Genomic DNA, 23,081 nt, shown 5'->3' with positions numbered 1-23,081 from the left:
CATGATGATTACGTTTCTAGCTCTCGTGACCTTTGCGGCGACCATGTATCTGATCTTGGGCAACCTGCCCATGGTCGCACGTGATACATATGACGCCCTTGCTGCGACCACTCAACGCGCGCAGGCGCAGGGGCAGTTGAAACCCCGTCTGGCCTTTGCGGCACTTTGGGTTCTGATCTTCGCCTTGAGCTGTTTCTGAGGGAGAGTTGCATGCACAACCTCCGCAAACATCCCCGCCATGCTGACGCCCCGGTTTTTGATTCCAGCCTGAATGTCATGTTCCTGGCGGCCTTCCCGTTGCTGCTGTGGTTTTTTCAAGGCTCGCTTGGCGGGATCGCCAGCGCGCTGCTGCAGATGGGGCTGTTTTCCATAGCCTTACGCCTGATCTACCGTGGGCAGCGCATTCAGCGTGTCTATGATCTGTCGGAAATTGCCAAAAAACCTGTGCTTCCCTACAAAATCCTGGGATCTACACTGATTGGCGTTGTTGTCTTCCTTTTGGCCGGGCACCAGTTCATGTCTCTCCTGCCCCCTGCGATTTTGGGCGTGGTTGCGACCGGGCTGAGCCTGACGGCCTTTGGTTTGGACCCTCTGAAAGACAAAGGCCAGGACAATCCGGAACTCATGAACCGCCTTGCAGCGGAGCATAGATGGGATGCCGCCGAGGATGCCTTGGCACAAGTCACTGATCGCATTGAACTTCTGGACGACCCGGAACTGACCCTAAAGTCAGACGCCACCCGCGCCATGGTCATGCGGCTGATGCGCAGTTTTGGCACTAACCCACGTTGCGTACAAAGAATTGGCAAGCTTGTTGAGCGCATGACCCAAATCCTGCGCAACGAGACACAAAAGCTTGAACAGGACTGGCACAGCGACAAACATCTTTTGGCGCGCAAGCGGTTTCTCTTGAAACTCGACGTCCTCAGCGAGTCCTTTGAGACCCATGCCCGCGAAGGCAGTGAACGTACAGGTCGCGATGCCTTTGACCTTGAGGCTGACCTGCTGCTTGATCGTATGCCACATGAAACAGCTGCGTGACATAAGCGGTCTGCTGCCTGTCTGATGCGTTAACGCCCCAGTTCCCCCTAGCGTGACGGCGGTTTTGTGCCTAAGTTACTTTGAGCCTGAGTTAATTGGGTGAAACCAGATAGAACCGGGGGGTTTCATGTCCGGAAACGGCTTGCAAAAGCTTAGCTATATTTTGTTGATTATTCTGCTCTTCGGCCTGACCACGGGCGTGTTAGGAGGCCTTTGAGATGGCGCAGCGTTATGGCGGGCAATTCAGCCCTGACGGCTCTTCTGACGACATCGATGATGCGCCGCGCCCGAAAGGGGCCTATCACAAGGCCACGGTTCATCCCGTTGGGGCCAAATCAAACATCATGTTCATTCCGCCAATCATCTTGGCCGGAACTTCGATCTTTGGTGGGGCAATCAGCATGGCCATTGGCCTTGTAGGGGCCGGTACGCTGATCCTTGGGGCCTGGATGCTGCGCGAGGGGCTGATCGCCCATGCGGCCTATGACGAACGCAAAGTTGCGCGTCGCCCGGGGTTTCCGCGCAAGATTGCAGCGGCAGTTTTGACCGGTCTGGGCGCGGGCGTCGCCGCCTATAGCTCGGAGCCGGGATTGATCGCGCCATTGATCTTTGGCGGGGCGGCTGGCGCGCTGCATATCGGGGCCTTTGGCATCGATCCGATGAAAGACAAAGGCATGGAAGGGATCGATACCTTCCAGCAAGATCGTGTGGCTCGCGTGGTCGACGAGGCTGAATCGCATCTTGAGGCAATGGCCGACGCGGTCAAACGCGCCGGGGATCGCAAGGTTGAGGCGCGGGTTGAGCGTTTTCAGACCAAGGTGCGCGAAATGATCCGCACAGTCGAAGAAGATCCACGCGATCTGACCGCCGCCAAAAAGTACTTGGGTGTCTATTTGATGGGCGCACGTGACGCCGCCGTCAAATTTTCCGACATTTATTCGCGCAACGAAGATCGTGACGCCCGCAGCAGCTTTATGATGCTGCTCACCGATCTCGAAGAGAGCTTTGGCAAGAAGACCGAGAAACTTCTGCTGGATAACAACGCCGATCTGGCGGTCGAAATTGATGTGTTGCGGGATCGTCTGCAACGCGAGGGAGTACGCCTGTAACAAGGCACAGTTTAGGGGAAGTCCATGTCTGAGAATGTACGCAAACAGGCCGAAGAGGCCCTGGCACTGGTTGATGAGGTCAATGCCGTGATCCTGCCGGAACCAGGTGAAGCCAACGCAATCGTGCCTTTGGCCGATGCCACGCCAGAGGTCGGCGAAGAAATCCGCACGCGGATGGATGAAATCGACATGGAAGACACCAATTCCATCGTCTCCTTTGGCTCTGCCGCCCAGGCTGAGTTGCAAGAGATCAGCCAAGCGATGCTGACCGATGTGCGCAACAAAGATGTTGGCCCGGCGGGCGACGGGTTGCGCAACATGGTCACCACCATTCGCGGCTTTTCGGTTTCGGAACTGGATGTGCGCCGTGAACGCACCTGGTGGGAAAAGCTGATCGGTCGCGCAGCACCTTTCGCCAAGTTCACCGCGCGCTTTGAAACCGTTCAGGGCCAGATCGACAAGATCACCGATGATCTCCTGAAGCACGAGCACACGCTGCTGAAAGACATCAAATCGCTGGATCTGCTCTATGAAAAGACCCTGCAATTCTACGATGAACTGGCGCTGTATATCGCTGCAGGCGAAGAAAAGCTGAACGTTCTCGACACGGTCGACATCCCTGCCAAAGAGGCCGAAGTACAGGCCGCGGATGAAAATGATCAGGTGATGAAAGCGCAAGAGCTGCGCGATCTGCGTGCCGCGCGTGATGATCTGGAACGCCGCGTGCATGACCTCAAACTGACTCGTCAAGTGACCATGCAATCGCTGCCCTCGATCCGTTTGGTTCAGGAAAACGACAAATCGCTGGTGACCAAGATCAATTCGACCCTGGTTAACACTGTACCGCTCTGGGAAACCCAACTGGCGCAGGCGGTGACCATCCAGCGCTCGGCCCAGGCTGCGGCAGCCGTGCGTGACGCCAATGACCTGACCAATGAGCTTCTGACATCGAACGCCGCCAATCTGCGCGAAAGCAACAAGATGATCCGCGAAGAGATGGAGCGTGGTGTCTTTGACATCGAAGCGGTCAAGCAGGCCAATGCGGACCTGATCGGCACCATTCAGGAAAGCCTGCAAATCGCAGACGAAGGCAAGGCGCGCCGCGCCAAGGCCGAGGAAGAGCTCAAAAAGATGGAAGCGGATCTGCGCGATACCCTGGCCTCGGCCAAGGCGCGCAAGGACGGCGTTGGCGACAACGCAGGCACAGCCGTTCCGGCCTAAATCGCTTGAGACGGCGCAGGTTCATCCCGGCTCTTGCAGCCCTAATTGGAGTCGCAGCTCTTGCCAGTTGCGACTCCTCGCGACTTGCGCCGCGCAAAACATCTGTGACACCCGCCGCGCGACCTGCGGCGCTGGTGCCCCCTCCGGCCCCAAAGCCTGCGCCAAAACCCGCAGGCCCCTCTGCCGCCAGTCAAAGCCTGATCGACTATTACGCGCGCGTTCAAAACGACCTTTTGGTGCGGGGATTGTTGCGCACGGATGGCGGCGGCCCAGATACCGTGTTCACCGACACGATGCTGATCCGAAATTTCGAACAGATCGCTTTGGCCGAAGAATATGAGCGCGGCGCGGGGCTGAAACCCTCCTCTGGCTCGCCCAGTGCGGTCAAGAAATGGACCAAACCCATTCGCATGACCGTCGAATTCGGCAAAGGCGTGGCCCAGGATCAAATCCCACAGGACACCGCCCGCGTCTCGGCCTATGCGGCACGGCTATCACGGGTCACAGGGCACCCTATTCAGATGGTGGATCGCGGGGCCAATTTCCACGTGCTTTTTATGTCCGAGGATGACAGGGCCCAGATCGCGCCGCGTGTTCAGCAGCTTGTGCCAGACGTGAACCCTTCGGCCTTAAGCTTGTTCGACAACCTGCCGCGCTCGATCCATTGCCTGGTCATCGCCTTTTCCGACACGCCGGATGGCTATGATTACGGGCAAGCGATTGCGATCATTCGCTCGGAACATCCAGAATTGCTGCGCCGCTCCTGCATTCACGAGGAAATTGCGCAAGGTTTGGGCCTTGGCAATGATGATCCGCGCGCCCGCCCGTCCATCTTTAACGATGATGACGAATTTGCGCTGCTGACGACCCATGACGAAATGCTGCTCAAGATCCTCTATGACCCACGCCTGCGCCCCGGCATGACCCGTGAACAGGCACGCCCGGTTGTTGTCGAGCAGGCAGCAGCCTTGGCGCAATAGGTGCGAAAACTCTCGGATTTTGGGTAAGTTTGCGGGCGACTGGTACTTTCACCAGTGTTTTCCCCGGCGAGTTTCGAAATGAGACAGTGGAAACCACGCGCGTGAATGGTTATCTTTTTGCCATCAACGACCCAGAGGGGACCGCATTTTATGGGCATTTTCGATTTTCTTGCCGGACAGTTTATCGACGTCATCCACTGGGTGGATGACACGCGTGACACGATGGTCTTTCGCTTTGAGCGCGAAGGGCACGAAATCAAATACGGTGCCAAGCTGACCGTCCGCGAGGGTCAGGCTGCCGTTTTCATTCACGAAGGTCAGCTTGCCGATGTGTTCACACCGGGCTTGTACATGTTGGAAACCAACAACATGCCCATCATGACCTCGCTGCAGCATTGGGATCACGGCTTTAACAGCCCGTTCAAATCCGAGATCTATTTTGTGAACACCAACCGGTTCACCGATCTCAAATGGGGCACCAAGAACCCGATCATGCTGCGGGATCCGGAATTTGGCCCAACGCGCATTCGCGCCTTTGGCACCTATTCGATCAAGGTCGCCGATCCAGCCTTGTTCCTGAAAGAGATTGTTGGCACCGATGGTGAATTCACCATGGATGAGATCAGCTTTCAGATCCGCAATATCATTGTGCAGGAATTCAGCCAGGCCATCACCAAATCCGGTATTCCAGTGCTGGATATGGCTGCCAATACTGGCGAAGTCGGCAAGCTGGTTGCGCAAGCGATCACCGGCACGATTGCGCAATACGGGCTGGAACTGCCAGAACTTTATATCGAAAACATCTCGCTACCACCTGAGGTCGAAAAAGCCCTGGATACCCGTACCTCGCGTGGGATTACCGGCAATCTCGATGATCACATGAAGTACAAAGCCGCCGAGGCCATGGGCCAAGGTGGGGCGATGGATCAATCCATGGGTATGGGCTTTGGTGCCGGAATGGGCATGAACATGGCGCAGCAAATGGGCGGCGCGATGGCCCCAGGCGTTCAGGCCGCACCTGCCGCGGGCATGGCCCCGCCCCCGCCGCCGGTCGAGCATGTCTGGCATCTGGCGGTGAATGGGCAAACAACCGGCCCGTTCTCCAAGGCTGATCTGGGCCGCATGGCCAGCAGCGGCGAGCTGACCCGCGAAACCCATGTCTGGACCGCTGGTCAGGATGGTTGGAAAAAGGCAGGCGATGTTCAAGAGCTTGCACAGCTCTTCACCATCATGCCACCTCCTCCCCCGCCGGCGATGTAACTATCCACGGGCCTTTCGGCGCAATTCGATCAAAGCGTGTTCAAGTGTTTTGGTCGCCTCAGCGTAGGAAGGCCCGTCCAATTCGGTTTCAGCCTTGGCACCGTTTCCTTGTTCCACCAGCAAGGCGATACGCCCCGCTTCTTTGTGAAACTTGGTATGGGCCGTCACCACGTCTTGGATGTGATGATCCTGCGCCGCAACCGGATCTTTGGTCAGTTCCTGAAGCCAAAGCCCAAGGCCACATTGGTTGTCACAGGCAATATCACGGGCAGGCTTGGGAAGTTTGTCGACTGAGACAGCATGACGCAGCCTGATTTTCCATTGGCTATGCGCCACCAGTGCCTTACCGACATTTTCTTCTAATTCCGCCAGGTTCATGCAACAAACTCCGTATCACGGGCAATTTTTGATACCTTGCCCCAACGACACTTACTCCAGGGTTAAAAGCTGATGTCGCATTCAGAGTCTCCGTTCGAAACGACCAAAACCAAGGAGAACCACCGCTTTCCCTGTGATCAATGCGGGGCAGATTTCCGCTTTGATCCGGATGCGGGGCAAATGGTGTGCGATTTTTGCGGCAATACCGGAGAAGTCGTGGATGACAGCCCTTGGACCAGTGGGATCAAGGAGTTGGATTTCAAGGCAGCGATCAACAACCTCCTGCCCTTACAAGAGATTGAAGAGGTCCGAGTCTCAAAGTGCCCGAACTGCGCGGCAGAGGTCGAGTTTGACCCCGAAGTCCACGCAGCTGAATGTCCATTCTGCGCCACACCAGTGGTGACCGATACCGGGGCGCATCGTCATATCAAGCCCAAGGGCCTCCTGCCCTTTGCGCTGGACGAAGAGACCGCCCGCGATTCCATGACCGATTGGCTTGGCGGGCTTTGGTTCGCCCCAAACGGGTTGCAGGAATACGCCAAAAAGGGGCGCAAGCTGACCGGGATCTATGTGCCCTATTGGACCTATGATGCCGACACCGCGTCGCGATATTCAGGCGAACGCGGAACGATCTATTATGAAACCCGAACGGTGATGCGTGATGGAAAACAGGTTCAGGAACGGGTTCAGAAGATCCGCTGGCACCCGGTGTCAGGCCGCGTGGCGCGGTTCTTTGACGATGTCTTGGTTCTGGCCTCCAAAGCCTTGCCCAAGCGTTACACCAATGCGTTGGAACCCTGGGATCTGAGCGCCTTGGAGCCCTACCGCCCTGAATTCCTGGCCGGTTTTCGCGCTGAAGGGTATCAGGTCGATCTGGATGACGGCTTTGACGAGGCCCGCTCGATCATGGATCGTCAGATCCGACGGGATGTGAAATTCGATATTGGCGGAGATCGCCAACGCATTCATGGCATTGATACCAAGGTCTCTGACGTGACCTTCAAACATATCCTTCTGCCGGTCTGGATGGCGGCCTACAAATATCGCGGCAAAAGCTATCGCTTTGTGGTCAATGGCCGAACCGGTCGCGTGCAGGGCGAACGGCCTTGGTCCGCCTGGAAGATCACCTTTGCCGTTATTTTGGGGCTGATCGTGGCCGCCGGGATCGGCTATGTCGTCGCGATGAACCAATAGGAACACACATCATGCGAGCTTTGTTACAGCGCGTCTCTAAGGCGCGGGTTGAGGTGGATGGCGAGATTATCGGAGAGATTGGCGAAGGCCTGTTAATCCTGATTTGTGCCATGCAGGGGGATGGCGAAACACAAGCAGATAAGCTGGCTGCCAAGATCGCCAAGATCCGGATCTTCAAAGATGAAGATGGCCGCATGAACCGATCCTTGCTGGATATTGGCGGCAGCGCTCTGGTGGTGAGCCAGTTCACTCTGGCTGCCGATACCAAACGCGGCAATCGCCCCGGATTTTCCACGGCGGCTGCTCCGGATGTGGGCGAGAAACTCTATGAGTATTTCGCCGAGCAAGTTGCAGTACAAGGCATTCCAGTTGCCAAAGGACGGTTCGGGGCCGATATGCAAGTCAGCCTCACCAATGCTGGGCCGGTGACGATCTGGATGGACAGCGAGGCCTGACGCAACAAAATCCATCCATGGATTTTGCAAATTCCGTCGACGGAATTTGGGGCACCAAACCCTCCCCTATGGCTCTCTAAAGGCTTCGCGCGATTTGTAGAGCGGTTTCAGCAGATACTGCAAAACCGTCTTTTCGCCTGTATGCAATTCAGCCTGCGCCTGCATACCAGGGCGGATCTCCATCGCTATCTGACGGTCTGTCATTGATGCAGTATCCACCCGGATCGAAACCTTGTAATGCGCTTCATTTTCTGGGCGGCGCTCATCTTTGAACGTGTCTGCCGAAATCACATCGACTCGCCCCTTCAAGGTCCCATAAATCGTGTAGTCATAAGCCGTTAGCTTGATCGTTGCCTCTTGGCCGGGTCGGATATTGGCGATGTTTTCGGGCTTTACCTGCGCCTCGACAAACAGCTCTTCATCCACCGGAATGATCTGCAAAATCTCTTCGCCGGGGCGCACGACGCCGCCAATCGTGGTCACACTGAGATTATTGACGATCCCATGCATGGGCGAGGTCAGCACCGTTCGGTTCAACTGGTCTTGCGAGGCTTTCAGGTTCTGCTGCAAGGTCGCCAACTCTTTCAGCGTATCCGAATATTCTTCGGCGCGCGCCAATTCGGTCTGCGTGACAATCTCATCATAGGCTTTTTTGGCATCCGCATGGGCCTTTCGTGCCCGCGTCACTTCGATCAGGGCGACGACCTTTTTCTTCAGCAAGTTCTCCATCAGCTCCAGCTCACTGCTGGCCTGATCCAGCACGCTGCGCGCCCCGGTCGAACGGCTGAGGAAATCGGATTGGCGCGCGAAAAGCAGTGCCTCCTCTGACGCGACCATCTGAGGCGAGCGCATCGCCAAAGATGCGGGGACGTCAAAACTTGACGCCCCCGCCAGTTCGGCCTCGAGCCGCAGGCGGCGGATCTCGAGGGCGGTGATCTGGTCGCTCAGGTCATCAACCGAGCTTTTGAACTGCGTACCATGCAACCGCGCCAGCACATCGCCGCGCAAAACTTCATCCCCCTCCTTGACCAGCAGCTCTGACAGGATGCCGCCTTCGAGGTTCTGGATGATTTGCGGACGCGAGGATGAAATGATCTCGCCCTCCGCACGAACAATTTCGTCAACCCAGGCAAAGGATGCCCAGATGACAAAGGCCCAAACCGAAATGGCACAAAGCCAGATCGTCATTGAGGGGCCCTTCATATCCTGCTGCAACTGCGCCGCGAGATTTGTCGAAGATACAGCCATCACGCAGCCCCCTGCCCTACAATACCATTACCTGCCGCGCGTAGGTGATCGAGCACCTGATCACGCGGACCATCAATCGCCAGCCGTCCATTGGCCAGGATCAAGGTGCGCGAGGCCAAAGACAGGATCGGCACACGGTGGGTGGCAATCACAGCCGTGCGCCCCTCAAGCCAGCTTTCCAACCGCGAAATTAGCGTCTTTTCCAGTGTTTGGTCCAATGCAGCTGTCGGTTCATCAAGCAGACAGATGTCAGGGTCCTGCAACCAAAGCCGCGCCCAGCCGATGCTTTGACGTTGCCCGACGGACAGACCTTCGCCGCCATCGCGGATCTCAAGATCCAGACCTTTGGGGTGGGATTTCACAAATTGACCCAGCCCAGCAAAGTCCAGCGCCTCATAGAGCCGTTCGTCATTGCGCTCCATCATGTTGAGGTTCAGGTTGTCGCGCAGCGTACCATGGAACAGGCGCACATCCTGACCGAGATAGCCAATGGTGCGGCGCAAATCGCGCGGTTCGATCTGGCTCATCTCGGTGCCGTCTATCAACAGCTTGCCAGCGGTTGGCGCATAAAGCCCGGTCAACATCTTGAGCAAGGTCGATTTGCCCGAGCCATTGGCCCCAAGAATGGCCAAGACCTGACCCGGTTGGATCTTCAGGGCTTGCAGGTCCAAAACTGCCGCACCTTCGGGATCGTAATGATAGGCCGCATCGCGCAGCTCATATTCTCCGCGCAGCTTTTCACGGCGCAGGTATGTGCGTTCTTTCGACCGGTCGGCCGGTGCATGGGCGATGGAATCCAAACCGTCCAGCGCGCTTTTGACATTGCCCCAGCGCGCCATGATGCCGGAAAGCTGCGTCAGCGGGGCCAAAGTGCGCGAGGACAGGATACCCACCGCAATGATAGAGCCCACGGTAAACTCACCGGCGAAAACCAGATAGGTCCCGGTGATCACAGCGCCCACATAGGTGGCTTGCTGCACCCCCTGGCTCCAGAATTGCAGGCTGGCGGCCAGTTTGCGTTGTTCGCTGGATTTCAGCGCTTGCACGGCGGTCAATTCTTCCCAATTGCGGGCAAAGCGATCTTCGGCACGTTGGGTTTTGATCGTGTCCAGCTCGACCACGACCTCTTGCAACAAACGGGATTGCTTGGCCGAGGCCCCCTGCATTTCCTGCGTCAGCCGGATCATCTTTTTCTGCAGTAGAAAGCCCGGCACAACCATCATGATCCCGCCCGCGATCAACACCCAAACAACGGACCCGGCGATGGACCAAACCAAAGCAAGGAAGACAAAGATAAACGGGATGTCAGCCAAAGCGCCAACCGTCGACGCGGTAAAGAATTCGCGCACCGAGCCAAATTCGCGCATTGCTGCGAAGAGTTGCGACGGCGACCGCCCGGCGAGATCTGAGCGCATCGACAGGAGCCGATCCATCAGGGTCTTTTGCACGCCAAGTTCAATCTGACGCCCCGCCCCATCGAGCAGTTGCGACCGGGCCACCTTGAGAAACGCCTCAAGCAACAGCGCCAAACCTGCCCCCGCTGCCAGCACCCAAAGCGTGGCCTCGGATTGGTGCGGGATCACGCGGTCATAGACCTGCAGGGAAAACAATGCGACGGACACTGCCAAGAGGTTCGCAACGAACGAGCCCAAAGCCACCTCGCCAAAATGGCGGGAGAAGCGACGGAAGTGCCCCCAGAACCAATGATTGTCCTCATCTAACTTGGCGTGGGTCTCAGACAGGGTTTTAACCGGTGCCTCGGCGCGCACCAACCGACCCGAGAAATAGGGGCCGAACTCGGCAATGGCGACTTCGTTCTTATGGTCAGTCGATCCTTCTTCAAAGATCGTCAACCCGCCATCACGTTGACCAAGGACCAGCACAGTCTGACCATTGCTCATCAGGGCAATCGCCGGCCACAAGGTGGGCACAAGGCTGTCGGGTTCCTCCAGTTCAGCCATCAGCCCTGCGGCCTCAAGCCCTGCTTTTATGGCGATCTCATCATAGCTGTCGTCGCACCCGGCTTCGCGCGCCAGAGCTTCGAGCACATCCGTCTTTTTCGCCTCGACGCCCATGCGGGCGGCCAAGGTCAGGATCATATCCGCGCGTGCCAGTGCTTTGTCGGAATGCTTGGGCTTGCGGCTCAGGCTTGTTGCACCGGTTGGCACCGCGCGCAAAACCGCGTCACGCGCCCGATCTGCCATGTTGAGGATCTTGGGAGAGGTCAAATCTGCGCCCCTTCCGCCAGACCACCCCGCAGGCGGGCCAGCTCCAATTCGGCGCGCGCCGCCTTGAACTTCAACTCGATCTCGCGCTCAACCGCTTGCGCATAGGTTTCGTACACACCAACCACATCCATGACCTGTCTTTGTCCGCCATCATACTGCGCCTGGAACAGATCCAGGTTTTGTTTTGCCTGCGCCGTCAGAACAGCCGCCTCGCCAACTTGGCGGCGGAACGCTTCCAACTGGCGTGTTTGCGCGGCGACATCACGGGCCGCGATTTCGTGGGCCTCTTCAACGCGCCGTGACGCTGTTTCCTTTGTGATCTCAAGCGCTTCGAATTCCGCCATGGTTCCAAGGCTAAACAGGTTGTCCGTCGTCACTTCCAACCCGCCAGCGACCGGGCTTTGCCCGCCGGAAGCATTGGCATAGAGCCCTGGCAAATGACCAGCGCGGGCGATTTTGGCTTCGGCGATGGTGCGCTCTTTCTCAGCGCGTGCGCGCAGGACGCCCAAGGCCTCCGCCGAGGTATCAGCACGCAGCCCGCCAATGCCGCGCAGATCACCAAGGTTGCGGGCCGACATGGCGTTCAGCTCGGCCATCGCCGTGACTGTCGCCTCTTGCGCCTCGGACGAGCGGGCGCGCATGGAGGCGAGCTTTTGCTGCAGAATGTTGAGGTCTGACATGTCCGACACGCCGCCATTCACCCGTTCCTGCATGACCCATTCAAAATGGCTCATATCCTGAATGGCGGTGGCAAGATGCGTTGTAACAGCACGGTTCTGTTCAGCCTTGAGGTACAGCGACAGCGCGTCATGCACCCGCTTATTGCCATCCTCAACCAGAGTAACAGCGGCCATTTCGACATTGGCCTTGGCCAGATCGCGCTCGGCCTTTTTGCGGCCGTTGTCAAAGATGACCTGATTGACCACCAGATCGGCGACAAAATCCCCAAGCGAGTTCAACGAAACGCGCGGACCAATCGATGGCAGCCAGTTGTATTTCGACGCATCCTCGCGCAGCCGTGCGACACGCAACTCGGCCTCGGCCACACGGGCATCCGACGCAATCACCGCATCGGCAACACGACTATAGGGCGTGCCAGACATCAGAACCGACGGGCGGGCCTGCAATGTTTTAATGATTTCAGAGGCATCCGATGCGCGGACAACGGTTTTCTTCGCTGTTCGTGACGCGGGTGCCGCGGCCCCTGGCTCGGCTCCCTTAAAGCGAGACACAACGCCTTCGCCCATATCTTTCATGCATCCGGGCAGCATCGCCAACGCGATGATCAAGCCCAGGCTCCGCCTGCTACTGCTCATGTCGTGCCCCCGTTTCGGCGCGATTATCGTTATGGTTTTCGGGATCCGGGGCCCGGTTCAGCCGGGCCTCCGGACGTGTCAAAGGTCGTTAGACGACACCTGTGTTGATGTTGGTGATGTCGTCATCAATCAGCAATGTGGTGTCACCCAAGGTGTAGACATTGAACGTCTCGCCGCCTTCGGTATGGGTGCCCGCCGACTGCGCACCGGTGATGGTCACGCTGTCATCCGCCCCACCACGAACCACCAGCGTATCTGTGTTGGCCGACAAGGCCGCCAGCTGATCTTCGGTGATGGTCAGGTTGGTGTCCTCGGCAAAGTTCAGATCAATCGCCTCGACATTGAAGCCTGATACCGCAGAAGCCAGCGCGTCGGTCATGGTCAGCGTGTCAGAGGAATCTTCGGTCACCAAGAGCGAGCTGGACATGTTACCCGCATCATCCGTGCTGCCCAGAACCAACAGGCTGCCATCCGAAACCGGAGTTTGCAGCGGCAGGAACAGCTCGCTGCCGATTTGCACAGGTTCGCCATCAGAGGTGCTGAGCGCCAGTTCATTGACTGTTGTCGACGCACCGCTGCCGGTGACTTCGCCGATATAGACCTCGTTATCTGTCAGCTCGGTGCGGATCGTGTCGGTGGCGTTGCCATCGCTGGTGCGGCCATCGCCAACCCAGTCCAGCGCCTGAGGCACATCGGTGTCAATCGAGATCGACGTGGTTGTCGAACGTGTGTTGCCGGCCAGATCAGTGGCGGTCACGGTTGCGGTTTCCACGCTGGTCCCGGCCGGGATCGAGCTTGGCGGGATGTTCACGCTCCAGCTGCCATCATTGGCGACGGTGGCTGTGTGCTGGACACCACCAAAGGTCACCACAACAGTCGAACCGCTTTCGACCTGCCCGGTCAGGGTAAAGCCGTTGCGGGCCTCTTCGGCGTTGATCACATCATCTGCTGTGATCGGTGCGTCAGAAACGCTGAGCTCATTCACAATGGTGTCGACCACGAACTGAACCGAGGTGTCATCCACGTTGCCCACTGCATCGGTGGTGCGCACGATGGCGGTCTCAACCGATTCACCGCTTGGGATCTCGCTGGAGGAGAAGGTCACCGTCCAGTTGCCGTCATTGTCCACGGTCGCCGTACGGGTCACACCGTTAAACACCACCTCAACCGTGCCGCCCGGCTCGGTTGTGCCAGCCAGAGTGAAACCGTCCGAAGCTTCATCAGCGTTGATGACATTGTCACCTTCAATTGGGCGTGTGCTGGTGGCGAAGTTCTGAACTTCGGTGTCCACTTCAACACTGTCCGTGCGGGTCAGGGTGTTGCCCGCACTGTCGGTGATCGTTGCTGTGATATTCGCCGTGTAGGTGCCCGGAGTGATCTCATGCGCCGCAAACGGAGCCACCCATATGCCGCTGGCATCGGTGATCACAGTATGCGTCACACCGTTCATGGTCACGTCAACCGCCTGGAACGGTGTCGATGTCCCGGTCAGGGTCACGCCGTCAGACGCTTCGACATAGTTGACAACATCGTCGCCCTCAACCGGTGCTGGCGAGATCGTCAAGATCCCTGCATCGGTGTCAAAGGTCACTGGTTGCGAAATGGTCTCGGTATTGCCTGCCAAATCGGTGGATACCGCTGTCATGGTCAGGGTCTGCTCACCCGATGGCAATTGGCCAGCCGCAAAGGTTGCAGTCCAGTTGCCGTTCGCGTCCACCATGGCCGGAACAGTCACACCTGCCAGGGTCACCTGCACGGTGCCGCCTGGTTCGGTTGTGCCGGTCAGGGTCAGACCCTGCGAGGCTTCTTCGGCGTTGACCACCGCATCGGCTCCGCCTGGGGTCGATGTAAATTCGAAGTTGCGCACATAGGTGTCGACATCGATGGTCCCGGTCGCCGTCGCCGAGTTGCCCGCCGCATCGGTTGCAACAGCCGTCACGTTCAGGACAGTTTCGCCGGTAGGAACGTTGGCTGCTGGTACGTTGACACTCCAACTGCCGCTGGCGTCGATGACTGTGTTCAAGACGGTACCGCCGACGGAAACCGCCACCGAAGCACCTGCTTCGCCAAAGCCGGTCAGGACAAAGCCGTCAGATCCTTCGACCGCGTTGATCACGCCGTCACCTTCAACAAGGCCGGTGCCCACGGCAACGTCGATCTGCGTATCAATGTTGATCGCGCCGCTCACAGAAGAGATGTTGCCCGCCAAATCGGTCGAAGTGACGTAAGCGTTGGCTGTCGTGGTACCCGCTGGCAAGAAGCCCGCGCCAATATCCACCGACCAAGTGCCGTCGGACTGAACAGTTGTCGTCCAGGTATTATAGTCGATTTCGACCTCGATAGTGGCCCCAGCCTCGCCAGTGCCGGTCAGGGTCACAGTGCCGTTATGCTCAGACGCGTTGACGATGCCGTCGCCAGTGATGTCGGCTGTGTTCACGGTCACGCTGGCTTCGGTATCGACGTTGAAGCCATGCGTCATGGTCACGACATTACCGGAGAGATCGGTTGAAACGATCTCGGCTGTTGTCGAATATGTACCGCTTGCCAGCATCGAGCTGTCAAATGTGACGCTCCAGCTGCCATCATCGCCCGCGGTCACAGTCTGGCTCTGACCTTCGATTGTCACCACAATGGTCGACCCGGCCTGGCTGGAGCCAACCAGAGTGACACCTGCGGAATATTCGGTCAGGTTGATCAGGTCGTCACCGGTCAAAGGACCGTTGGTCAGAGAGATTTCATTGACCGTGTCGATCTGGATCACTTCGGAAATGGTGGTCACATTGCCAAAGCTGTCTTCGGCAGTGATTACAATGTCTTGAGTGTATTCACCGGCAGGCAGGACCGTCGCGTCAAAGGTAAAGGACCATGTGCCACCCTCTCCTACGGTGATGGTTTCAACATGCTCGCCAATCGTGACAGTCAGCGTCGAACCTGCCTCGGCAGTGCCGGAGAGTTCAACACCATCTTCGTGGTTGTCACCGTTAAAGAAATCACCAACGGAAACAGTGCCTTCGCTGACGTCCAGGGCTGGTGGTGTTGTGTCGACCTCAAAGCTTGGGCCGTCAAGTTCGGTGACTGTCCCGTCCGGGCTGGTCACAACAACCGGGACGTCCGGGTAAACACCGTCTGCCGGGAAATCGTCGCCTTCAAAGACCGCTTCCCAGGTGCCATCTTCGTCAACAACCGTTTCAACCGATTCATCGCCGATTGTAACAACCACATCCGAGCCGGTTTCACCTGTTCCGGTGATGGTGATCGAGGGATCATCACCGCCACCGATATCGGAATCAGCGTCAGGATCGTCAACGGTCGGCACGATCGGATCGGTGGAACCGCCGCCGCCATCTCCGCCGCCGCCCAGACCAACCAAGGCAGCCGCGCCCAGACCAGCAGCGCCAACGCCGCCAAGACCCAGACCACCAGCAGCGCCCAGCAGGCCAGCGCCAAGCATCGAAACTTCTTCGCCTTCCGGATCATAAGGAACGCCATCCAATGCGACACGTGGCTCTTCAACAAAGATGAGATCGTCAGTCGGGCTCCATTTGCCCCATGTCTCGGTCGGGCCGTATTGCGCAAACAGCGCGCCACCTTCAGCTTCGACAAAGCTGACTTGGTTCAGCTCGCCGGCCGAGCTCAGGAAAAGGCGGCTTCCGCCGCCATCATCCGCGAAATACCCTTCGAGTACGATTACGCGACCATCGGTCAGGGTAATCAAGAGATCGTCGGCAGCCCGGTCATATCCGCGCAACTCAGATCTGGCCAAATTCAGGGAAATGTCCTGCCCGCCGCGTGCGTCAATGAGAAAATCCTCATTCGCCCCGCCTACAGAACCACGCTCAATCGCACCCACAGGGGTACGCACCACGAAATCGATCGCGCTCATGATAACACCGCTCTACCTCTACGTGACCGTTTTATTTTTTTGGTCACTTATTTGCTCTGCCGCAGTCTTAACGCAATTTTGTGAATCAGGCTAGAAGGAATATTGGTGAGGTAGCAAAATCTTGGGGTTAGACGGCGAATCGGCACGAATTACGTGCCAAATTGTGACAAAAAAGCGGCATTAAAGGCCTGTCACAGCGCAACAGCTTCCCCCGTTGCAGCAGATTGTTGGGCTGCGTGGCCCATGCGAACGGCCCATGCGCCGTCTTGTAAAGACACTTCAATCTCACCCTCGCCACGCAAAGCTGCCAGAAAATTTACGTGCTGATAATAGGTCGATCCATTGTGATCACCCGCCGCCAAAAGCGAGTCATCCACCGGAATATCCAGCACCTTTGGGCCCTTGGGATAACGCGGACTGACAATGACCTGCGAGGTCGGCGCATCACCCAATTCATCGGGCCAAAACCGCCCCGGTCCGGGGACAAGCGCTTCGATTTTGCCATCCGGCCCAACCGCGCTGAGTTCCTCTTGGTAGCGCGATCCTTCGGCAAACATGCAAAGCTCAAGCATTGCCCGCGCGCCATTGGCAAAATCCACAATGACATAGCCACTGTCCCAAATGTCGGGACGTTCGCCATTATAAACCTCGTCCAAATGATTCACCACTTGCCCAGCGCTGGCCATAACGCGCACCGGGTCCGATTTCAGTGCGAGCCGCATCAAATCGAAGAAATGGCAGCATTTCTCAACCAGAGTCCCACCGGTCTTTTCGTTGAACCTGTTCCAGTCCCCCACTTTCGGAAGAAAGGGAAAGCGGTGTTCGCGAATGGTCAGCATCTTGACCCCACCTGTGGTCTTTTCCAACGCGTCCAGGAACTTGGCCACTGGTGGCATATAGCGATATTCCATCGCCACCCAGATCGGGGCGGGATAGCTCGCCTGAATTTCCGCAATGCGCGCGGCGTGCTCCGGATCGGTGTAAAGGGGTTTTTCCATCAAAAGCGGCAAAGGGCGTGTGGCAGCGATTTCCTCTAGCTGCTCCACATGCAGGTAATTCGGGCTAACGACCAAGAGGCAATCCAACTCTTCCAAAGCCAGCAACTCGGCAACCGATCCACACATAACAGCGTCCGGGGCAAATTCCTGCGATTTGCGCGCCATTTCGGCATCCGGTTCAAAGATCGCATGAACACGGGCTCCGTCGATCAAGTTGATATTACGCAGGTGTTCCTGCCCCATCATGCCGCAACCAATGACGCCGTAGTTGAATTGCTGTGTCATGATATCCCTGTCGATTATTTGTCTTGGTTCTTGGGTCACCGGGGCGGCTTATTTCAAACGCGATACATAGGTCGCAACATTGGTATCGATCCAACCGCGCGAGACTTCGACCCGGTTGCCCTCATTGTCAAAGCTGATGCGGGTGGCGAGAACGGTGGGCGTCCCGGCCTCCATTCCAAATTCTGCCGGAGCCCATTCAGGCACCGGGGAAACCGAAAACCGGTCATCCGCCGACGAAATCCAGAGCCCCAGTTTTTCGCGATAAAACAGGTAAAGGGATTCCGAAAGTTCAGCCTCTGAGATTGAAGAGGCATAAGACGCATCCAGCCAGATTTCCTCGACAATGGCTGGGATACCGTTCAACCGCCGCAACCGGCGAATCCGATGCGCCTCATCGCTTTTGCCAAACTCGGGCAAGTCATCCGGTTTTCTCACCCGGTCAACCGAAATGAAATCCGCGGTGGGCAGCCCGCCGCCCTCATGTAACTCGACCCGAAAGAAGGTGTAGACCGATTGCACATCTTGCCGCGCCCGGACGTAGTTACCTGATCCTTGAATGCGCTCCAGCAACCCCTTTTCTGTGAGATCCGCCAAGGACTTGCGCAAGGTTCCAACCGAGGTTCCCAACTGGGCCGCATATTCTCGTTCCGGCGGCAAACGCGCGCCGTCCGCAAGACGCCCTGCATTGATTTCACGGATCAGCATCTCGCTGATCTGCAAATATAGCGGCAAGGAATGGCGGTCGCGCATTGGCAAGATTCCCAAATTGATCCACCATTGATTTACCTAAATTCGAATGCTACGCAAGAGAAAATGCATGGGAGGTGCACCTTATGACAATCGTACCCATTACCTCGCCAGATCTGGACGCGGCCGAGGTTTCCTGGTTTGCGGCGCTGTGTTCGGATGACTACGAGTTTCTTGGTGTGCCCGAGGGGCGTTTGCGCTCAAGCTGGGCGCATTGTTCGTCCATCGTGAAAGAGGCTGAAGCGCAGGGGTTTCGCAATATTCTCTGCCCCTCCTCCTATCAGGTCGGCCAAGACACGCTGAGCTTTGTCGCTGGCTGCGCACCTATCACCGACAAGATCAATATGTTGGCCGCCGTGCGCTGCGGCGAGATGCAGCCAATCATGCTGGCCCGCACCATCGCGACGCTGGATCACATGCTTGAGGGTCGTTTGACCGTCAACATCATCTCGTCCGACTTCCCGGGCGAAAAGGCCGACAGCGAATTTCGCTACCAACGCTCGCGCGAAGTGGTAGAAATTCTGAAACAGGCCTGGACCCAGGACAAGATCGACTATCAAGGCGAGGTATATAACTTCTCTGACATGTGGGTTGATCCGGCTGTGCCGTATCAAACCGGCGGCCCGCTGCTGTATTTTGGCGGCTATAGCCCTGCCGCTTTGGAGCTTTGCGGTCAGCATTGTGATGTCTACCTGATGTGGCCTGAACCCAAAGAGCAGTTGGCCGAACGCATGAAGGCCGTGCATGCGGTGGCCGAACGCTATGATCGCACGCTGGATTATGGGCTGCGGGTCCATTGCATCGTGCGCGATACCGAGGCCGAGGCGCGTGAATGGGCGCAGCATATCGTAAGCAAACTGGATGACGAACAAGGCACCGCCATTCGCGAACGCGCGCTGGATAGCGGCTCTCTCGGCGTTTCGCATCAGGCCAAGAACCGCGAGTTGGCCGATATGGAAGGCTTTGTCGAACCGCATCTTTGGACCGGTGTTGGCCGGGCGCGCTCGGGCTGTGGTGCGGCGCTGGTTGGGTCGACCGATCAGGTACTGAGCAAGCTGGAAGAGTATCAAAAGATGGGCATTCGCGCCTTTATCCTGTCGGGCTATCCGCATTTGGACGAATGCAGGCATTTTGGCGAAAAGGTCATGCCACATCTCAAGACCTGCTCGCTGCCCGAGGCTTATGGCCGCGTTCCAGCCTCGGCCCCGGCCACACCGCTGGCCGCAGGCATTCGACGCTGACCCAATCGATGATACCGCGCATTGATCCTGAGTGTTCAAAGCGGTATCGCCAACCTATCTTAAAACGGCACCACCCGCCGATGAGGAACAAAATGGACCGTATCACCCTGAATGACGCGCTGAGCATGAGCCGCCTTGTCTATGGCATGTGGCGCATTGGCGATGACGCAGACACAAGCGCCGAACATGTGCGCAACAAGATTGCGGCCTGCCTGGATCAGGGCATCACCACCATGGACCAGGCCGACATCTATGGCGGTTACGAGGCCGAGGAGATCCTGGGCAATGCGCTGACGCCCGAGCTGCGCAACCAGATCGAGATCGTCACCAAATGTGACATCGTCGCGCCGGTTGGGCGCTATGCGGATGCCAAAGTCAAATACTATGATACCTCGCGTGCGCATATCACCGCCTCGGTCGAGCATTCGCTGCGCCTTATGCAGATTGATCATATCGACCTGCTGCTGATCCACCGCCCCGATCCACTGATGGATCATCATGAAACCGGAGCAGCCCTGGATGAAGTCGTTGCCTCGGGCAAGGTGCGCGCCGTGGGTGTGTCGAACTTCCGCCCCTATGATTGGGACCTGCTGCAATCGGCGATGAAGACCAAGCTGGCGACCAATCAGATCGAAATGAGCCTGCTTTGCCATGCGCCTTTTACCAATGGCGATCTGGCGCATCTACAGATGAATGGCATTTCCCCTATGGCCTGGTCGCCTTTGGGCGGCGGCGCGCTATTTGATGCTGAGAATGCCGGGTTGCGAAACAAGCTCAAGACCATTGCCGAGGCCTGTGGCGTAGATGATGCAGCGGTGGCAGTTGCGTGGCTTTTGGCGCATCCGGCCAATATTTTGCCAGTTTTGGGCACCAATAATCTAGAACGCATCAAACGGATCGGCGATGCTGCCAAAGTGGAGATGGATCGCCAGACCTGGTTTGAGCTCTATACCGAAGCCCTGGGCCACGAAGTCGCCTAATATCCGCGAGAGACAAGAGACGTGACCATGCAATCCCTGAACTTCGACCCGGCAGAGACCGACCCGCGCGCCTTTCGCGAGGCGCTTGGGCGATTTGCGACCGGGATTACCGTGGTCACCTGCGCAACGCCGACCGGGCCACTGGGCATCACAGCGAACAGCTTTGCCAGCGTCTCGCTTGATCCACCCCTGGTGCTTTGGTCACCCGCCAAGGGATCGTCGCGCTATCCGTTCTTTGCCGCGGCCAGTCATTTTGCAATTCATGTGATCGCTGAGGAACAACGCGGGATTTGCAACGGTTTCGCGCGCTCTGGTGATGCTTTTGACGATATCGACTGGGAAACCGGCCTGAATGGCGTTCCCCTGATCAACAATTGCCTGTCGCGTTTTGAATGCGAAACCTCGGCGGTGCATGATGGTGGCGACCATTCCATCGTCGTCGCCAAAGTCACCCGGGTCACAACGCGCCCCGGCACGCCGCTGCTGTTTCATGGTGGCCAATATGGCGGCTTTGCCGCAGATTGAAGCGCGAACTGCGCCCTCCGTCCCAATGCCGGGACGGTTTCCCAAAAATGGTCTAAACCTAAGTTAAACGTGGGAAATTTCCTGCGTTTTGCTGTTTTTGCCCGGTAGCCAAGCCCGCTTTCGCCTGATTGACTGATGAGATAACATTTTCGTGATCATCAGGAATTTGACCCATGGCTTTCTTCTCGTCTCACCGCATCAAACTCAAGATCACCAGCCTTGTCGCGGCCTCGCTCTGTGCGTTTTCAGCAGGGGCCGAAACGATTTCGGCGACGGACTTTATCGATTTTGACCCCAAGCAGGCCGCGCTTGGACAATTGCTGTTTTATGACAAGATCCTGTCGGGGAACCAGAACATCAGCTGTGCCACCTGCCATCACCATTCGCTGGGCGGAACAGACGGTCTGAGCCTTGGGATTGGTGAAGGGGGCGTCGGGCTTGGCAAGGATCGCACGCCGGGCGCTGGCGCGACTAAGATCGCGGCCCGCATCCCGCGCAATGCCCCTGCCCTGTGGAACCTTGGTCATAAGGACGTGCACACCCTGTTCCATGATGGCCGGGTCGAAGCGACAGATGCCAAAGGCGCGCGTTTTGAAACCCCGGCCAAGGCCCTGTTGCCCCATGGCCTCAACTCCATCCTCGCCGCGCAAGCGCTGTTCCCGATGAGCTCAGACGCCGAAATGGCCGGGCATGGCGATGAAAACCCGATTGGGGCCGCCTTTGCGGATCGGATCGACAAAGGTTGGGATCTGGTGACCAAACGGGTGCGCGCCGTCCCGGAATATGAAAGCCGTTTTGCCGCCGCGTTTCCCTCAGTACAACGAGCTGACGATATCACCATTGTTGAAATCGCCAATGCCATCGCCGCCTTTATCGGCACAGAATGGCAGAGCTATGACAGCCCCTATGACGCCTATCTGACAAAGGGCACACCACTGCCAGCCGATGCGGAACGTGGCCGACAGCTCTTCTTTGGCGATGCAGGTTGTGCCCAGTGCCATAACGGCCCTTTGTTCAGCGATCAGCAGTTTTATTCGGTCGGCATTCCGGCTTTTGGTCCGGGTCGCCTTGATGGGCAGCGCGATATTGGCCGTATGGAAACCACCGGCAATCCTGATGACGCCTACAAGTTCCGCACGCCGTCCATGCGCAATATCGCCCTGACCGGCCCTTACGGCCATAACGGGGCGTTTCCGACGCTATCGGACATGATCCGGCACATGGCCAACCCCGCTGCGTCTCATGCGGCCTGGCTGCCCGATCTGGCCGAATTGCCCAAGGTCGCCTGGCTGCAAGAGGCGGATTTTAAGCTGTCCAGCGATGCGGCAGAAACCACACGCATTTTGGCAGACCTGGATCTATCCAAGGTCTCGCTCAGCGACGCTGAAATCGCGGATATCGAGGCTTTCTTGCACGCCCTGACCGGGGCCGGCGCCCACAATCTGCCACTGGGTCGACCGGACAAAGTGCCCAGCGGCCTGCCGGTGGATTGATCAACTGGCTTTCAGCAACTTACGGATCACAGGCTGTTTGCGCGGCTTGTGATCCAGCGACCGAAGCAATTTGGCCAGTTGCTTTTCATTCACACGGCGCGCCGCCGCCTTGGGTGAAAACCACTTGCGCCGACGCTGTTTGCGCTCTTTCCAATCTTTCTTGAGCGTTTCAACGATCATTGGATAAACGCGCACCACACAGGGCAATTTCTTACCGTTGTCCAGGACCTTGTCATATTTGAAAGTCCCAATCGCGTCGCGGCTGATACGGCCTTTGATCCCCGCCTCTTCCATGGCTTCGATCGAGGCTGCTTTCCAGGGTTTGGTATTGTCCATCTCCCAGCCCTTGGGCACGACCCAACGGCCGGTCCCCCGAGAGGTCACCATCATCACCTTTAACTTGCCATCCTCATCCCACCGCATGGGTAAGGCGGCGATCTGTTCGCCTTTTTTAGACATACCAATCCTCGTTCGCGCGAGGTGCATATAAGGGAAAGGT

The 23,081-nt window shown here is 57.5% G+C and carries 20 protein-coding genes; 12 read left to right on the top strand and 8 right to left on the bottom strand.

Going from position 1 to position 23,081, the window contains the following annotated elements; genetic code table 11:
* Positions 1-4 precede the first annotated feature (4 nt).
* The 6 genes from CLV87_RS18645 (at position 5) to CLV87_RS18620 (ending at position 5,611) form a co-directional block, all read left to right on the top strand.
* Positions 5-199 (top strand): hypothetical protein, encoded by a 195-nt coding sequence (locus CLV87_RS18645; protein WP_099249328.1) that lies wholly within the window; start codon positions 5-7, stop codon positions 197-199.
* 11 nt (positions 200-210) lie between these two features.
* Positions 211-1,041: a hypothetical protein gene (locus tag CLV87_RS18640; protein WP_099248578.1), complete on the top strand. Its 831-nt coding sequence runs from the start codon at positions 211-213 to the stop codon at positions 1,039-1,041.
* A 218-nt stretch (positions 1,042-1,259) separates the two neighbouring features.
* On the top strand, positions 1,260-2,150 hold the full coding sequence (locus CLV87_RS18635) for a 5-bromo-4-chloroindolyl phosphate hydrolysis family protein (protein ID WP_099248576.1): 891 nt from the start codon (positions 1,260-1,262) through the stop codon (positions 2,148-2,150).
* A 24-nt stretch (positions 2,151-2,174) separates the two neighbouring features.
* Positions 2,175-3,371 (top strand): toxic anion resistance protein, encoded by a 1,197-nt coding sequence (locus CLV87_RS18630; protein ID WP_099248574.1) that lies wholly within the window; start codon positions 2,175-2,177, stop codon positions 3,369-3,371.
* Between the two features lie 44 nt (positions 3,372-3,415).
* On the top strand, positions 3,416-4,351 hold the full coding sequence (locus CLV87_RS18625) for a DUF2927 domain-containing protein (protein ID WP_099249326.1): 936 nt from the start codon (positions 3,416-3,418) through the stop codon (positions 4,349-4,351).
* A gap of 150 nt (positions 4,352-4,501) precedes the next feature.
* A complete protein-coding gene (locus CLV87_RS18620) occupies positions 4,502-5,611 on the top strand; it encodes an SPFH domain-containing protein (RefSeq protein WP_099248572.1) in 1,110 nt (369 codons plus the stop codon).
* Here CLV87_RS18620 and CLV87_RS18615 read toward each other — a convergent pair whose 3' ends face one another.
* On the bottom strand, positions 5,612-5,989 hold the full coding sequence (locus tag CLV87_RS18615) for a CZB domain-containing protein (RefSeq protein ID WP_099248570.1): 378 nt from the start codon (positions 5,987-5,989) through the stop codon (positions 5,612-5,614).
* 72 nt (positions 5,990-6,061) lie between these two features.
* On the opposite strand from CLV87_RS18615, the gene CLV87_RS18610 reads away from it, so the two are divergent.
* Together CLV87_RS18610 and dtd are read left to right on the top strand one after the other, a co-directional pair.
* Entirely contained in the window at positions 6,062-7,183 is a 1,122-nt protein-coding gene (locus CLV87_RS18610; RefSeq protein WP_099248568.1) for a TFIIB-type zinc finger domain-containing protein, read from the top strand.
* 11 nt (positions 7,184-7,194) lie between these two features.
* On the top strand, positions 7,195-7,638 hold the full coding sequence (gene dtd / locus CLV87_RS18605) for a D-aminoacyl-tRNA deacylase (RefSeq protein WP_099248566.1): 444 nt from the start codon (positions 7,195-7,197) through the stop codon (positions 7,636-7,638).
* 66 nt (positions 7,639-7,704) lie between these two features.
* On the opposite strand, the gene CLV87_RS18600 is transcribed toward dtd, so the two are convergent.
* The 6 genes from CLV87_RS18600 to CLV87_RS18575 form a co-directional block, all read right to left on the bottom strand.
* Positions 7,705-8,886, bottom strand: coding sequence for an HlyD family efflux transporter periplasmic adaptor subunit (locus CLV87_RS18600; protein ID WP_176556050.1), 1,182 nt, complete (start codon positions 8,884-8,886; stop codon positions 7,705-7,707).
* Positions 8,886-11,090 (bottom strand): type I secretion system permease/ATPase, encoded by a 2,205-nt coding sequence (locus CLV87_RS18595; RefSeq protein WP_099248562.1) that lies wholly within the window; start codon positions 11,088-11,090, stop codon positions 8,886-8,888. Before CLV87_RS18595 ends, CLV87_RS18600 begins: the two co-directional genes overlap by 1 nt.
* A gap of 20 nt (positions 11,091-11,110) precedes the next feature.
* Positions 11,111-12,430: a TolC family protein gene (locus CLV87_RS18590; RefSeq protein WP_235871993.1), complete on the bottom strand. Its 1,320-nt coding sequence runs from the start codon at positions 12,428-12,430 to the stop codon at positions 11,111-11,113.
* Positions 12,431-12,518: 88 nt separating this feature from the next.
* Positions 12,519-16,313 (bottom strand): Ig-like domain-containing protein, encoded by a 3,795-nt coding sequence (locus CLV87_RS18585; protein WP_099248560.1) that lies wholly within the window; start codon positions 16,311-16,313, stop codon positions 12,519-12,521.
* A gap of 191 nt (positions 16,314-16,504) precedes the next feature.
* On the bottom strand, positions 16,505-17,596 hold the full coding sequence (locus CLV87_RS18580; RefSeq protein ID WP_099248558.1) for a Gfo/Idh/MocA family protein: 1,092 nt from the start codon (positions 17,594-17,596) through the stop codon (positions 16,505-16,507).
* Between the two features lie 48 nt (positions 17,597-17,644).
* Positions 17,645-18,346: a GntR family transcriptional regulator gene (locus tag CLV87_RS18575; protein ID WP_099248556.1), complete on the bottom strand. Its 702-nt coding sequence runs from the start codon at positions 18,344-18,346 to the stop codon at positions 17,645-17,647.
* An 83-nt stretch (positions 18,347-18,429) separates the two neighbouring features.
* Here CLV87_RS18575 and CLV87_RS18570 point away from each other — a divergent pair, with 83 nt between their 5' ends.
* The 4 genes from CLV87_RS18570 (at position 18,430) to CLV87_RS18555 (ending at position 22,582) form a co-directional block, all read left to right on the top strand.
* Positions 18,430-19,584, top strand: coding sequence for an LLM class flavin-dependent oxidoreductase (locus tag CLV87_RS18570; protein ID WP_099248554.1), 1,155 nt, complete (start codon positions 18,430-18,432; stop codon positions 19,582-19,584).
* A 92-nt stretch (positions 19,585-19,676) separates the two neighbouring features.
* Positions 19,677-20,564: an aldo/keto reductase gene (locus CLV87_RS18565; protein WP_099248552.1), complete on the top strand. Its 888-nt coding sequence runs from the start codon at positions 19,677-19,679 to the stop codon at positions 20,562-20,564.
* 27 nt (positions 20,565-20,591) lie between these two features.
* Positions 20,592-21,089: a flavin reductase family protein gene (locus CLV87_RS18560; RefSeq protein WP_176556049.1), complete on the top strand. Its 498-nt coding sequence runs from the start codon at positions 20,592-20,594 to the stop codon at positions 21,087-21,089.
* A 173-nt stretch (positions 21,090-21,262) separates the two neighbouring features.
* A complete protein-coding gene (locus tag CLV87_RS18555; protein WP_099248550.1) occupies positions 21,263-22,582 on the top strand; it encodes a cytochrome-c peroxidase in 1,320 nt (439 codons plus the stop codon).
* On the opposite strand, the gene CLV87_RS18550 is transcribed toward CLV87_RS18555, so the two are convergent.
* The gene (locus CLV87_RS18550; protein ID WP_099248548.1) at positions 22,583-23,041 is read right to left on the bottom strand and encodes an NUDIX hydrolase; all 459 of its coding nucleotides are present in this window, start codon (positions 23,039-23,041) and stop codon (positions 22,583-22,585) included.
* Positions 23,042-23,081 lie beyond the last annotated feature (40 nt).

Source organism: Pelagimonas phthalicica, from assembly GCF_004364805.1.
GTDB lineage: Bacteria > Pseudomonadota > Alphaproteobacteria > Rhodobacterales > Rhodobacteraceae > Pelagimonas > Pelagimonas phthalicica.
Note: the sequence above shows the minus strand (reverse complement) of the source record. Positions and strands in the feature narration are given on the sequence as shown.